The sequence below is a fragment of the Paraburkholderia sp. BL23I1N1 genome (assembly GCF_003610295.1).
Taxonomy (GTDB): Bacteria; Pseudomonadota; Gammaproteobacteria; order Burkholderiales; family Burkholderiaceae; genus Paraburkholderia.
In genome coordinates, this window is the sequence record NZ_RAPV01000004.1 from 252,268 (window position 1) to 265,864 (window position 13,597).

A 13,597-nucleotide genomic window follows, 5' to 3' on the forward strand; every position below is an offset into this window, starting at 1 on the left:
ATGTACGACCATGTCGTCTGGCCGGAGCGCTACGACCCGAAAACGTCGGCCATCTACGCGCTCAACGATATCGACGTGAAAGCGCCGCCCGAAGTGGTGTGGAAGCTGCTCATCGACGCGAAAAACTGGGCGAGCTATTTCCCACGCGAAGACCGGGTCAAGATCCTGTCCGGCGAGTCGGAACTGGCTTTGGGAACTCTCTACCGCCGCGTGACGGTCGGCTTTCCAATGAGCCTCGAGGTGACCGAATGCGTGCCGAACCGAAGGCTCGCCTGGGCGACCACCGTCGACGGCGACGAGACCGGTTCCAGCGCTTACCACGGCTGGGTAATCACGCCGACCGACGATGGCTGCCACGTGCTGACGGAAGAGACGCAGCAAGGTCCGTGGTTTCTCGATGTGCTTGGACGACAGCATCCCGGTGGACTCTATCGCTATCACCAGGATTGGGTCGAGCGCCTCGCGCGTGCCGCGGAGTCGGAAGTCGCGAAGAACGCCGGGTGATAGTGCGACTGCTCGTGTCGATGAACCGGATCGGCGGAACGATTGCTCCGCCATCCATACGTAGGGAAGAAATCCATGCAAATCGAACTCAAAGGCCGCAAGGCCATCGTTACCGGCTCGACGGCGGGTATCGGCCGCGCGGTCGCCGAAGGCCTTGCCCGTGCGGGTGCATCGGTCGTGATCAATGGGCGGACCGAAGAGCGAGTCGCAGCCGCACTACAGGAGATCCGGGCTGTCGTGCCCGATGCCGAATTGACCGGCATCGCGGCCGATCTTTCGACCTCGGAAGGATCGGCCGTGCTCGTCGCGCGGGTGGCGGACGCCGACATTCTCGTGAATAACCTCGGCACGGCTCATCCGAATGGTTTCTTCGAGCAGAGCGATAGCGAATGGCTCGACCTCTTCCAGCTCAATGTGATGAGCGGAGTGCGCGCCGCGCGGCATTACTTGCCGGGCATGGTCAAGCGCGGATGGGGACGGGTCGTGTTCATCAGCAGCGAGTCCGCGATCATGATCCCCAAGGAGATGATCGACTACGGCATGACCAAGACGGCGCAGCTCGCCGTATCGAGGGGACTTGCCGAGTTGGTGAGCGGCACCGGTGTGACCGTAAACGCCGTGCTGCCGGGGCCGACCCGCTCCGAAATTCTGGGCAACTGGATGAAAGCGACCGCTCAGGAGCAGGGCATCACGCAGGAGGAAGCGGAGCAGAACTTCCTGAAAACGATGCGTCCGACCACGCTGCTCAACCGGTTCACGTCGACCGAAGAAATCGCCAACATGGCGGTGTATGTCTGCTCCGAGCAGGCCTCCGGCACGACGGGCGCGGCATTGCGCGTCGATGGCGGCGTGATTCGCGCGATCACCTGAACCGATGCCCGGGAAACTTCAAATCAAACCTGAATCCTAATCATGAAAAACAATCTGTTCGAAGTGATCCGTTGGCCTGCGGACATGACGCCCAGCCGCTCGCCCATCCATTTCACGAATGAGCTCGAGGTTGCCGTTTCGCCCGAAACCATCTGGTCTCTTCTCGTTGATCCCAAGACGTGGCCCCGTTTCTATCCTGGCGTCAAGGAGGTCGAACTGCTGGACGGACACGAACTGTTGCAAGCCGGCACGCGCTTCGAAACGAATCTAGCTGGCCAGGACGTCGCTGCATCGGTACAGGAGTTCGATCCCATCGCCCGTATCGCCTGGGGCGGCGGTCCGGAGACTTCGAGAAACTCCACGGCCTATCACGCGTGGATCATCACGCCGACATCCCACGGTTGCCACCTCTGGACTGAAGAGACTATGCAAGGGCCGCTCTGGATCGAGCTGGCGAAGGGAGCGCCGGATATCTTCTGGCGCACCCATGAAAAGCTTCTGGCAGACCTCGCGAAGGTAGCGCTCGAGGTCGAGGCACAGGGAAACGGGAGACGCCCCCATCTCAAGTCGGCTGCGCAATAGCTGAAAAAAGAGCGAATAGGGTCTGCCGGAGAATCGCTTGACGATGCCTGTGTGCGTCCGCTTATGATGAATTTGATCGTCCCTATCGGTCGACTTGGTGCGTTAGCCGTAGCCCCGGGGTCGGCGGTAATGGGTCGAGCCTGTGTGAAAACGCGTTGATCGCCTAAACTGGATTAACTCATTCAGCTTGGGTGACCGGATGAAGCGATTCATAGAAGGTGAAGATCGCAAGCAGGTGACGCTGCTTCCTGAATGCCTTGATGACTTCATTGCCGAGGACAATCCGGTCAGGATCATCGAGGCGTTCGTTGAAGAGCTTGATCTTGCATCGCTAGGCTTCGATGGCGCAATGCCGTCTGCTACAGGACGCCCGTCCTATCATCCAGCAGTCCTGCTGAAGATCTATATCTACGGCTGCCTGAATCGGGTTCAATCGAGGTCCTTGCGTGCGTCTTTCATCAGGGTCCGGGCAATTAGCCCAACATGACCGTTTGTCGTACCGCAGTCCTTCACCTTCTCACGTCGCAATGAAAATGCAATGCAGTACCGCAACCATAGAAAACCGCGATTGAGCTTGTGCTCAAAGGGGAGCCCTTGTAGTACGAAAAATCCGTTTCTTGAGGGCACCCCATGTTCAATGTCACCAGTGCGGCTGGGCTCATGACTGGCTCCTGCGATCGCGCAGCAAAATGCCAGCTTGCCAGCCGCGGTAAAAGACGACATTTGTATCTTGCTAGAACACGAAATTCTCATGTTGCTGCTACATCAAAAATGTTGATCATTAACATTATGTAAAATTACCCTGATATCCGCGCTTCTGATCGCGTCGGCCACCCCGGCCTTCGCATGGAACCAGCGGCCGAATAACGTGGTTCCGGGTACGTACGTCGAATCTGCCGGTCCGGTGTCGATTTACCACTCGCCTAACGGCGGCGCAGAGCAAGCAATCCTGAACGAGATCGGGCACGCTCACGCAAGCATCCTAGTCGAGGCCTATTCGTTCACGTCCGCGCCGATCTATGAGGCGTTGGCCAACGCCAGGGCCCGCGGCGTCGACGTCCGGATTCTGGTCGACAAGGATGCCCGGGACTCTGGCTTCAGGGGCGCCGGCGCGCGTTACGAGCTGGCACACGGCGTACCGCTGCTGGTCGACGAAGTCGCCGGCCGCGGTATTGCCCATTCAAGGGTTATGGTCATCGACGCGGCCACGGTCATTACCGGCTCGTTCAATTTCACTCGACAGGCGGAGACGACCAACGTCGAGAACCTGGTGGTGTTTCATGACAATCACCAGATAGCGGACACCTACACGGCCGTCTGGACCGCGCGCGCCGCGCAGGCAGCGCGCTACTGATACCAGCTTCAGATCTGGGCCGCATCTATGCGCGTGCACGGTCGCGACCGGGTGCTGTTGATCAATCATCGGCTGTTTGCTACCGTGGCGACAATCTCCACCCCGGCGACTTATGCGGATCGCATGCACGCCGTATTTTCACCTCGTTGTCGCATCCAGGCAAGCAAAGTAATGACACCATCCCGAGCAGCGAACCGGCGGTTGCCTGATGCAATCCTGGATGCAATGAAGCCGATGAGCGTCTACACCGTTCAGCACCTGGCACCGCGCCTGTCTGCGCTCGCCCCGACGAACCTCGACATCCGCAAAGCGCTCGAGGGACTCGTCCATGAAGGGAAAGTCGAGGTGGCGGGCATGTTCATGAGAAGCGCCAGTTACAGGTTGAATCCAGGCAACTGCCTGGAACGCCGCGAGGAATTGGCCGGCTACGCAGAATCGCTCGAGCGCGGCTCATCGCTCGCTCTGCTTGCCCGTGGGAAATAAGCCTCGATACGAACATCCGGAGAAACGGCGTGTGAATCCGAAGGGGCCGCCGGGCCTCATTGCCCAGCGAACCTAATTGAACGGAAAATCCGAGGGACGGATGCCTGGAGTTACCCGTACCAAAGCATGGGCGCTCAGTTACGCGAAGGGCGAACTGGTCGATGCCGGGCGTGCTCGTTACGGACCACCAGTAGAAGGTCACTTGTCGACAGCGATTCGGCGATTGGAGGCAGCTCTCGACTTGGTTGATAGAGAAAGCGAAGACGCATTTAGCGTAGCGATGCGCGATGTAAATCTTTCCCTCGCTACGTTGAGCTTCTTTTGCGATGATGAATACCTCGATGAACGTCGACGCGACGCGCTCGACGCACTCGCAAATGCAGGAATCGATGTCACACAGTGCTAACTTGAACAACCTCTGGTTCGGGCAACTTCAGAACCTGGGAAATAAAGCACGCCCCTGCTGAACAAAGCCCCCGAACTGGACGATACCCTCAAGAGGCGAGCGAAATCGACCCATTTAGCATCGAAACTGTTAATTCATGTCACCAATCTGCCTTGGAATTATGCAGGCCTGATATGATCAGATGAAACCCTCCCCCCTTTCGCGTTCGATTGGTTTAAGGGATGGTCCTTAAGCATTTTATTGTGCGGCGACACGGCCCGCGCGTGTTAGCGGTATCGAACCTCTTGTCGGAATGCAGGTTTTACCGGTCGATCGATCGACTGCCGGATCGATAAAATCCTCTGTCGCTTTCGGCAATAAACACGAAAAAATACACTGGGGTGGAAATGGATGCGCAGGATATTGTGAGAGCCATTCAGGGTGGCCTGATCCAGCAGGACCGTCTGCTGAAACTGGACACGCCGCTCGGGAGCAATGTGCTGTTACCGCAACGGGCGGTGGGCTGGTCGCGAATCGGGCGGCATTTCGAATTCACGCTTGACGTCCAGTCGCCAAACGGCAATATCAAGCTTAAAAAACTGATCGGCCAGCCGGTAACCCTGTGGCTTCAGCAGGCGGATAAATCCTATCGCCCCTTTCACGGCTATGTATTCGGCGTACGGCGACTGGGATCAGATGGCGGATTAACCAGCTATTCGATCCGTTTTGCCTCGTGGATGAATTTCCTCAAATTCCGCCGCGACCAGCGTATCTGGCAGGACAAGTCCGCCGATGCCATCCTGACCGATGTATTCAATGCCCACCCCCAGGCGAAAGGTCACTTCCAGTTCAAGCTCTCAGCGCCGTTACCGCCGAGATCTTATTGCACGCAATATGAAGATGACTGGAATTTTGCTCATCGGCTGATCGAAGAGGAAGGACTGTTCGGCTTCTGGACGCAGGGCGAGGACGGCAAGTCGCATACGCTGACAATTACGGACCGGCTTGACACGTTTGAACCGCTCGCCCCGCAGACGGTGCAGTTTTCCCGCTACGGTACGAGCAGCGAACTGGACGCGCTGGTTCACTGGTCGAGCGAACGCACCCTGCACAGCGCGGTGCTGACAACCCGCACAGCCGACTACAAAAGCCCGTCGTCGCTCGCCAATCCGAAAGGCACCAGCATCCCCACGGTGTCGCACGAATTGCCGGACGAGCTGGAAGTCTACGAATACACAGGACCCTATAGTTACCTGAAGCAGGAACGCGGCGAGCACCTGTCGAAGATTCGCATGGAGCAATGGGAGTCGGAGGCGAAGCGGTTTTACGGTGTCGGCGGTGTGCGCGGCATCGACGCCGGTCGCTGGTTCGAACTCACCGGGCATCCCGAGCACGCCCCCGACGCTGCCGACAGGCGGCAGTTCGCGATCATCGAAACGGTATGGCTGATTGAGAACAACATTCCGGCATCGAGTCATCATGCGAACTTCCCGCACGGCCTGCAAAACCGGTTAACCCAGGCGCGCGAAAGCGCCCAGGACAGCCCGGCTTCCATCGTGCCGCACGCGGACGGCTCGGGTGGTTTTTTCCGCGTCGAGATAGAGGTCCAGCGTAAGTCCGTGTCGTTCCGCAGTCCGTTTGAACATCAGAAGCCCGTCATGCAGTTGCAGACAGTGACAGTGGTGGGACCCGGAGGACAGGAGGTCTATACGGACGAACTGGGCCGCGTGAAAGTGCAGTTTCACTGGGACCGCATCGGCCAGCGCGATGACCGGAGTTCGTGCTGGGTGCGCGTCGCGCAGCCGTGGGCAAGCGGCGGCTTTGGCGGTATCCAGCTGCCGAGAATTGGCGACGAGGCGGTCGTATCGTTTCTCGACGCTGATCCAGACAGGCCGCTCATCACGGCACGCGTGGGCAACGGCGCGAACCGGCCGCAGTGGAACCTGCCCGATCAGCACATGCTGTCGGGGTTCGTCAGCAAGGAAATCGGCGGCAGCCAGAACAACGTCTGGTTGAAGGACGACACCACCGGACAGGTGCAGACGCAGATACGTAGCGATCACCTCGAATCGGGGCTGCACGCGGGGTATATCACGCGGGTAAGCGAACCGTCTGGTCGCGGCGAGAAGCGTGGTGAAGGCGTCGAGTTGCGCACCGACGGGAATGCGGCCGTGCGTGGCGCGCGCGGGCTGCTGCTGACGACTCATCCGCGCTCGGGCGCAACCGGAGACGCATTCAGCGTTGACGAAGTGAACCTCCAGTTGGCGAGCGCCCAGGATACGGCAGCGAGCCTCGCGCAGTCGGCTCAGACAGCAGGGGCACAGGATGGCGAGCAGAAGGCAGTCGCCAGTACCCTGAAAGCTCAGGCAAAGTCCATCCAGGGAGGCGGTGCGCTGAAGCAGTTCGAGCAGCCGCATCTCGTGCTGGCGAGTCCCGCTGGTGTCGCCACCAGCACGCCGGAGCAGATTCATCTGAGCAGCGGCAAGACCACCTCGGTCACGACTGGCGAGCACGTATCGATCAGCACGGGCGGCGGATTCTTCGCCAGCGCCCGAAAAGCATTTCGCCTGTTCGTCGCCGAGGCAGGCATGCGACTCATCGCTGCAGCAGGTGACATCGATGTGAAGGCGTTGAAGGACAGTATCAACCTGCTGGCAAAACTCAATGTCACGGTCACCGCCACCAAGATCACCATTAGCGCGCAGCAGGAAGTCGAGATCAACGGCGGTGGTAGCTACACCCGGTGGACATCCGGGCAGATCAAGCACGGTACGTCGGGCGGCTTCGAGGTGCATTCGGCAAACCGGACGTTCACCGGGCCGGACAGCGTGAGCTCGCCGGCTATTCCGGCGTTGCCGCCCGAGAAAGAACAACTGCACTTTGCATTACAGGCACTGCAGGGCGAAGGGCCTCAGATTGCCAGCGAGCCATACGAGCTGTACAAGGGCAGCGCAAAGATCGGTGAAGGTGTCACAGATGAGTTCGGACGGATTGTCGTGAAGGATCACCAGACTGGCACACCGGCCTACACGGCCCGACTGAGCAACGGCGCGGAATATGACCTGAACGTGAAAGACGCGCTCGCAGCCGATCCTGATCACGTCGACCAGCTCACCAACATGGGCGAACGGCATAGCTGAGCGCGACGCCCACCCTATTTATCAAAGAGGACGCAGACGTGGCCCAGTTCCCACTCAAGACTCACAAGCCTGCAAAGGTCGCTATCGACGAGCAGACCCGGCAGGCGAAGAGTGCGCTTCAGTTCCTCGTCGAACACAGGGACATTAAAGAAAGACACGGAGACGGCACGTGCCCGATCACCCGGGGTAACACCCTGAGCTTCATGATCTGCGGCGAAGATGGATTCAAACAGATCGCCAAGGACCTACGGGAAGCGAAACAGTCGGCGGACATCGTCTGCTGGGGTTTCGATCCGGGCATGGAGCTCGAGCGGGGCGGCGACACCTGGCCGCGCGGCATCCGTTATGGCGAGCTGCTCGACGAAATCACGAAGCGCAACGAGAGTCCGGTCACGGTGCGCCTGCTGATCTGGTACGACGACGATGGGTCCAAGGTCCAGAACAACATGCCCGGATTAACCGACGTCCCCGTCTCCCGCCTGGGGCACCCGATCCAACGGTACGGATTGCAGCAGGACCCACCTTACAAGGATTCGACGCGCAATCAATACTGCATCGACTGGTGGAACGTGAACTTACCGGGCGGCAAGAGTGGCAGCGGCACGAATCCGCGGTTGCAAGTTGTCCTTCGTGGTGTCTCGCAAGCCGATGCGACCGCCTTGCGGGCAGTCGCACCTGCTGAAGAGGACCAGCCCGTCAGCAGCACGCTCAGCGTAACCGACGAGAAAAGCCAGCTTGAAAAATTTGCAACACACCACCAGAAACCGGTCCTGATCGACTACGCCTACGACAGCGGCAGCAAGGCGGTGGGCTACGTCATGGGGCTGAATTCGGTAACTGACTACTGGGACCGGACTGCTCATGCGGTCGATGACCCGAAACGTGAGGTCCTCTCAGATAAACAGATCAGCGACGAGCTTGGCCGCGAGCTGTCAACGCAGCAGGCCCCGAGCAAGGACGGGCTGACCACCAGGCTTTACAAGGGGGCGACGGGCATATTTTCGAAGCAGGAAGATCCACACGGTGAAGGTCACGAACACTATGTGCATGGTCGCCCCTATCAGGACTACGCATGCCGGGTCCAGGGGCCCGCGCTTGCGCAACTGCACTTCAACTTCGAGAACGGATGGGCAGCGGCACTCGGCCAGACGCTTCCGCTCCAGACTCCACCAGAACCACCGGCGAAGATTCCGAAGGTGGCGGGAAATCCAGCGCATCTTGTCCAGATCCTGCGCACGCAGCCCCATGAGCGGGAGAAGTCGATCAAGGAGGTCTATTTTCAGGCAGCCAGTAGCGCCCGCAACTATATTTACATCGAGAACCAGTACTTCTTTTACCCCGAGTTTGCACGGAATCTGATCAAGACGCGGCAAAAGCACTGCAACGACTGGATGAAAACGTCACAAAAGCCGGTCACCGAGATGCCGAAGCTGCACCTGTTCGTCGTGATTCCACATCCGGAGCGCGGAGAAATGGTGCCGCGTACCTACGATGCGCTGACCTTGCTTGGAGCCGGTTCATCGATGGCTGAACAGGGCGATCTGGCGGATAACGGCAAGCTTGATCCCGTCTATGGCAAAACTACCAGAGGTCACGGCGAGGTACTTGACCGCCCCAGTGCGGAAGAGCTTGAACGGACCCTCGGTCTTGAGGTGAGTGTCGCGCGCCTGCGCACGAGTGGCCCCGATGCGGACCACAACATGGCCTACCGTGAAATCTATATCCACTCGAAGCTGATGATCATCGATGATGCGTTCATCACCATAGGCAGCGCCAATCTGAATCAGCGCAGTATGTCGGTCGACAGCGAAATCAATATTGCTGCTACCGGTCAACTCTACGCGGCCGATCTGCGTCAGCGAGTATTCGCACTGCATTCCGGTGGGGATGTTACATATAGTGGTGATCCGAAAGACTTACCGGATGTATTTAAGCTGTGGACCAAGACTATGAACGACAATTTGTCGAAGATGAGGAAGGGACAGCCCATGACGGGCTTCTTGCTGCCATTCGAAGATCATCGCTCGACCACCACGCTGTACGGCTCGATCTCCGTGCCGTCCTCAAACGATCCCGTCGCCGTCTAGCCGGACCTCGCATGAAAGCACTTCTCAATGCATTGCATATTGCCGCCGCTGCCTTGCTGCTGCTGGTAACCCCGGCTCACGCAGGCGCCCTGACCTCTCTGGGTAACAAGCTGACCACTGCCATGTCTGACCTGCCACGTTACGAAAAACTGCCGCTCTTCGACCCGCACCGCAAGGACTTCACCTGCGTATATGAGGCACAACAGGTGCCGCCCCTCGATCCGCAGGCCGAGATGTGGTTCCAGCAGGCACTGGCGATGGATGATCCGAACGTCCCTATCGACAGGATCGACTACGCAAAGATGTATCAGCTCTATTTGCAGGCCGCTGATCGAAACCACTGGAAAGCGATGCTCAATCTCGCGTCACTGATTCTGAGCAAACGCCCTGGGGTGCCGGAGCAGGATCCGGAAGCCGCGATCCAGTGGGTCGAGAAAGCAATAAAGCTGGGTATTCCCGATGCCTACGACCGGATGGGCGTGTATCACCTCAACAGGCTGGTCAAGGGAGGTGACGCCACGAGCGCCTACGCCCTCTTCCAGCGAGCGGCAGATATGGGAAGCCCAGCAGCAATGGCGTTCCTTGGCGACAAACTCTCCGGCACCTATGACGACCCGCGCGGAGAATTTTGGGGAAATTTGCCGATTGCGAGCAAGATGCTGGAATGCGCCCTTGCACAAGGTTACGGTCCGGCCGCTGACAAGCTCTCGTATATATACCGTGGAACCACGTCCGAATCGAAGTCTCGTGCGCTTCATGTTCTGCACGAAGGAGTCAAATTAGGTTGCGCGGAATGCGCGGACAATTTATCGACGGAATTCAATGGGTTCGGTCTTACAAGAGGAGAAAACCTAGTTGGTCACATAGACAAGGCACGTGCCCAGCGATACAGCAAGATTGGAGATGTCCTGAAACTCTATGGTGGGCGACTGAAACTGCCAAACCTCGACAAGGTGCTCCCGCTACCTCCAGCGCCATTGCCCAAGTGGGATGGCAATGTACAAACTTTGATCAACGGTGCGAAGGCCGTCACGCCTACGCCCAAAGCGCAGCAGGGCGCAGCGCTGCAAGGCCGCGAATTCATCCCGCTCGGGCACGCCGTATCGCCACTGGAACAAAGCACGATCGCGGTCGCGGGTAACCAGATTGTGCCGCGCGACGGCTACTGGCTTGCTCTTTATGGCCCGGCGTCGGCCGCTAAAACCCAGCTGATTCCCGCTCGGCGAAACACACCCGAGCGCTATCAGGTTGGCGAACGCTTCGAGGCATCCTCATTAGACTGGCTCGCCGCCGACCACGTGCAATGGCACTATCTCGGCGAAGCCTATGCCCTGCCCCCACAGCGTGACGATTTCCTGAGGCACATGATCAATACCGGGTTCCTGCGTGAAGTCCCTGAACCCGCTTCACCAGTCCTGTGCAATGGCAGGCAGCGATGCCCGCAAACCGGGATATGGGAAGGCCGCGTCGCGAGCGATCATCCGATGGCGGTGCTGTACAACCGGTGGGACCGACAGGCGTTCGTCGAGAAGGATCACGCGTTTCCGCACCCGGGCGGGCAGTTTATCGACATCGCCACCGGAGATCTGCAATGGACATACCTGGGCAGTCCCAACGGGGATACAGGAATGCCTGGCATCCTCAACATCCTCCTGTAGACCAACACTCGACAGGCGCGGCACCACAAGGCACGAAACACAGCTGGAAGGGAGAACTCGATGGTCCGTCAGGTCATTGTAGTTGGCGATTCGCTGGCACCGCACGGCGGCACCGTCACGACCGGTTCGAACGCCGACATCGTGGACGGCAAGCCGGTTGCCCGCAAGGGCGATACGGTCGAATGCAAGGAGCACGGAACGCAGACCATCGCGGAGGGCGATGGAAACAGCGTGTTCGGCGGCAGCCCGGTGGCCCTGCATGGCCACCGGGCTGCCTGTGGATGTACGCTCGTAAGCCGCAACGCTACCTTGTCAATGGGGTAGCTGTTGACCTCAGCCGACGCCATCTGCGACGCTGAACAAACGCATAGGGCCCGGGCAACCGGATCTACGACGTGCGTCAATTGAGGCTCTTATGCAGGATGCTTTCCTGAACGGCGCGGAGCAGTTCGCACACCAGGCACATGACAGGCCGCTCACGCTGACCAGCGGCGAGTGCGTGGAGTTCTGTGAGGGTGCGCGTGTCGCGGTTCCCGATGGCTCCAGTGTGAGCACCAGAGGCGTGGTCTCCATTGCAATTCTCGGCTCGATGACGCTCGCCGGGAAACCCGTTCGCTGCTCAGGCGTGGTTCCCGGCGTCACGATGTGGGTCAGCACCGGCGCACTCCGGCCGCGGGACGCCGACGAATCTGAGCAGTTCATCGACGACATCTGGGAAAAGATTCGCCCGGGTCTGGTCGACTGGCTGACCATGCGCACGTCGCCGGCGGGCGTGACGATGGCGCTCGGTGCGGATATCCGCCTTGAATTCGGCTGGGACGACCGGCATCGCGTACGCGACGGCGCGATGGAGATCGATGTCAAGCACGATCCAACGTTTGCAGCCGCGTACATGAAGCGGCGCAGACAGTATCCCATCGTCGAGCGGTCGCCGGAGCCCGGGGACACGGCGCGCCTGCAGGGGGCGCAGTTGCGCGGCCTGCTCGTTACCGCGCTGGAAAAGAGCATCCAGACCCATGACGCCCTGTATGCCCGGCTACCTGCTTCTGTGCGATACCGGGCGACCGGCGCGCTCACCGCGTGGCGAGAGTTCCGGAGAGAGGCGGAGGCGTTCGCACCGGCCAGCCTCGCCTCGATGCTGCGAGCCGATCCGCCGACAAAGCTTGTCCAGGACTTTGCGGAGGTCACGCGCCGGATGCTGCCGCATGGGGTGGAGGGCGTGCCGCCGGAGGATCTGGCTGTCCATGCCTCGCATAGCGTCATCTGGCAGGCGTTCGACGAAAGGCTCGGCGCACTGTACGAGCCTACCCCTGCCCTGCACCGGTTGCTGGAACAGGCGTACATCGCGGATGACGTGCCGGTCGGCGCACTCGAACTGCCGGTCGAGACCTTGTGCATCATTCCTGAACCGTCGCGCTGGACACAGCCCGGTGAGTGCGAGTCGATCGCGCTGTTCCGGGGCACCAAGCCGACCAGTCATGGTACTTCGCAAATCATCAGCTTCGTGACGTGCTCTCGCCGCGCGGATGTCAGGCGGTCCGTGCTGATCGACGCGTTGGACATGTCCCTGGATGATCCCGGCAGGACGGTTCGCGAACTGCTCGACGATGCATTCGCCGAACCTCAACCGGGTGACGAGGAAATCCGGCAGCACTGGCGGCATGCGCTCGATTATGCGATCAAGATGCTGCTTTACCTGACTGCACGTGATGCGCATGTCGTCCACGATCGAGCCTATACACAGGCTCCCCGCGAATTTGGCGGCCTCGGCAAACGCAGGCGTGCCGAACGCCTTGCGCAGATCGAACAGTTGTACGACCGGCACATCGTAGGTCCGGCAATTCTCGATGCAGAGTCGATGGGTTCACTGTTGGCAGACGGCGTGCATCATGAGGTCCGGGGGCACTGGCGTCGACCACACTTCAGGATGCAGCCGTACGGGCCGAATTCTTCATTGCGCAAGCTTGCGTTTATTGGGCCGACGATCGTGAGACCGGATCGCCTGGGCCTGTGACGGTCAGTTTGAAATCCGCGTGGCGTGGTTTAAATGCCGCTTCCTGAAGCCACCCCAACATCGGCGCGCGGTACTACCGGCGAACAGCCCATCGCTAGGGTCGACTTCGATTTCGGGCCGTTACACTTGGGGTTCATTTCCGGCAATGCGGTAGTCCTTTGCCACGACACCGCGCTCGCTACCCGCGTTGACAACCGCCGGCCTCACCCAGGTTACCCTGTTCTCAAGCCGACGGATATGACCACGGCGCAGATGCGTGCGCGGCGCCGCGTGCGCGCCCGATCCTTTTGCGCCGGCGGCGGCCTTTCCTGCTGCGAGCTGCAAGACCTTGTATGTGAAAAACGGTGGCCGGCGCGTCGCCACCCGTCGCGCGTTCATTGCGGGCTTCGGATGCACATCGACGGTCCCCACGTTGGCGCAGTTCAACACTGCGCAAGCCTGAATTGCCATGTGCACTTCCGTCGTTGGCGTCGTAGTCAGACGGGTAAGCGCCGCGTCGACGTCACCCTGGCTTTGCGCC

At 59.8% G+C, this 13,597-nt stretch carries 11 protein-coding genes and 2 pseudogenes; 12 read left to right on the top strand and 1 reads right to left on the bottom strand.

Annotation, left to right across the window (positions count from 1 at the left end; genetic code table 11):
• From B0G76_RS42335 to B0G76_RS42390, 12 genes and pseudogenes are all read left to right on the top strand, one after another.
• Window positions 1–504, top strand: a complete 504-nt coding sequence (locus tag B0G76_RS42335; RefSeq protein WP_120298639.1) for an SRPBCC domain-containing protein — start codon at window positions 1–3, stop codon at window positions 502–504.
• Between the two features lie 75 nt (window positions 505–579).
• Window positions 580–1,374, top strand: a complete 795-nt coding sequence (locus tag B0G76_RS42340; protein WP_120298640.1) for an SDR family NAD(P)-dependent oxidoreductase — start codon at window positions 580–582, stop codon at window positions 1,372–1,374.
• A gap of 42 nt (window positions 1,375–1,416) precedes the next feature.
• Window positions 1,417–1,956: an SRPBCC domain-containing protein gene (locus B0G76_RS42345; RefSeq protein ID WP_259461015.1), complete on the top strand. Its 540-nt coding sequence runs from the start codon at window positions 1,417–1,419 to the stop codon at window positions 1,954–1,956.
• Between the two features lie 199 nt (window positions 1,957–2,155).
• Window positions 2,156–2,392 (top strand): annotated as a pseudogene (locus B0G76_RS42350) (IS5/IS1182 family transposase); the annotation flags it as partial.
• Window positions 2,393–2,824: 432 nt separating this feature from the next.
• Window positions 2,825–3,310 carry a phospholipase D-like domain-containing protein gene (locus tag B0G76_RS42360; protein WP_183082344.1) on the top strand — a complete coding sequence of 162 codons (486 nt, stop codon included), beginning with the start codon at window positions 2,825–2,827 and terminating at the stop codon, window positions 3,308–3,310.
• Window positions 3,311–3,337: 27 nt separating this feature from the next.
• A complete protein-coding gene (locus tag B0G76_RS42705; protein ID WP_147394178.1) occupies window positions 3,338–3,793 on the top strand; it encodes a hypothetical protein in 456 nt (151 codons plus the stop codon).
• A gap of 76 nt (window positions 3,794–3,869) precedes the next feature.
• A complete protein-coding gene (locus B0G76_RS42710) occupies window positions 3,870–4,199 on the top strand; it encodes a hypothetical protein (protein WP_147394179.1) in 330 nt (109 codons plus the stop codon).
• Window positions 4,200–4,585: 386 nt separating this feature from the next.
• Window positions 4,586–7,318: a type VI secretion system Vgr family protein gene (locus B0G76_RS42370; protein WP_120298644.1), complete on the top strand. Its 2,733-nt coding sequence runs from the start codon at window positions 4,586–4,588 to the stop codon at window positions 7,316–7,318.
• A gap of 38 nt (window positions 7,319–7,356) precedes the next feature.
• Window positions 7,357–9,405 carry a phospholipase D-like domain-containing protein gene (locus B0G76_RS42375; protein WP_120298645.1) on the top strand — a complete coding sequence of 683 codons (2,049 nt, stop codon included), beginning with the start codon at window positions 7,357–7,359 and terminating at the stop codon, window positions 9,403–9,405.
• Window positions 9,406–9,416: 11 nt separating this feature from the next.
• Window positions 9,417–11,063 (top strand): tetratricopeptide repeat protein, encoded by a 1,647-nt coding sequence (locus B0G76_RS42380; RefSeq protein ID WP_259461016.1) that lies wholly within the window; start codon window positions 9,417–9,419, stop codon window positions 11,061–11,063.
• A 60-nt stretch (window positions 11,064–11,123) separates the two neighbouring features.
• Window positions 11,124–11,387, top strand: coding sequence for a PAAR domain-containing protein (locus B0G76_RS42385; protein WP_120298646.1), 264 nt, complete (start codon window positions 11,124–11,126; stop codon window positions 11,385–11,387).
• A gap of 91 nt (window positions 11,388–11,478) precedes the next feature.
• Complete coding sequence (locus tag B0G76_RS42390; RefSeq protein WP_259461017.1) at window positions 11,479–13,077, top strand: hypothetical protein; 1,599 nt, start codon at window positions 11,479–11,481, stop codon at window positions 13,075–13,077.
• A 120-nt stretch (window positions 13,078–13,197) separates the two neighbouring features.
• Here B0G76_RS42390 and B0G76_RS42395 read toward each other — a convergent pair.
• Window positions 13,198–13,597 (bottom strand): annotated as a pseudogene (locus B0G76_RS42395) (hypothetical protein); the annotation flags it as partial.

Coding starts and splice junctions, on each gene's coding strand:
- B0G76_RS42370 (WP_120298644.1), top strand. CDS start 4,586: ATGGATGCGCAGGATATTGTGAGAGCCATTCAGGGTGGCCTGATCCAG.
- B0G76_RS42390 (WP_259461017.1), top strand. CDS start 11,479: ATGCAGGATGCTTTCCTGAACGGCGCGGAGCAGTTCGCACACCAGGCA.
- B0G76_RS42380 (WP_259461016.1), top strand. CDS start 9,417: ATGAAAGCACTTCTCAATGCATTGCATATTGCCGCCGCTGCCTTGCTG.
- B0G76_RS42345 (WP_259461015.1), top strand. CDS start 1,417: ATGAAAAACAATCTGTTCGAAGTGATCCGTTGGCCTGCGGACATGACG.
- B0G76_RS42335 (WP_120298639.1), top strand. CDS start 1: ATGTACGACCATGTCGTCTGGCCGGAGCGCTACGACCCGAAAACGTCG.
- B0G76_RS42340 (WP_120298640.1), top strand. CDS start 580: ATGCAAATCGAACTCAAAGGCCGCAAGGCCATCGTTACCGGCTCGACG.
- B0G76_RS42385 (WP_120298646.1), top strand. CDS start 11,124: ATGGTCCGTCAGGTCATTGTAGTTGGCGATTCGCTGGCACCGCACGGC.
- B0G76_RS42705 (WP_147394178.1), top strand. CDS start 3,338: ATGCGCGTGCACGGTCGCGACCGGGTGCTGTTGATCAATCATCGGCTG.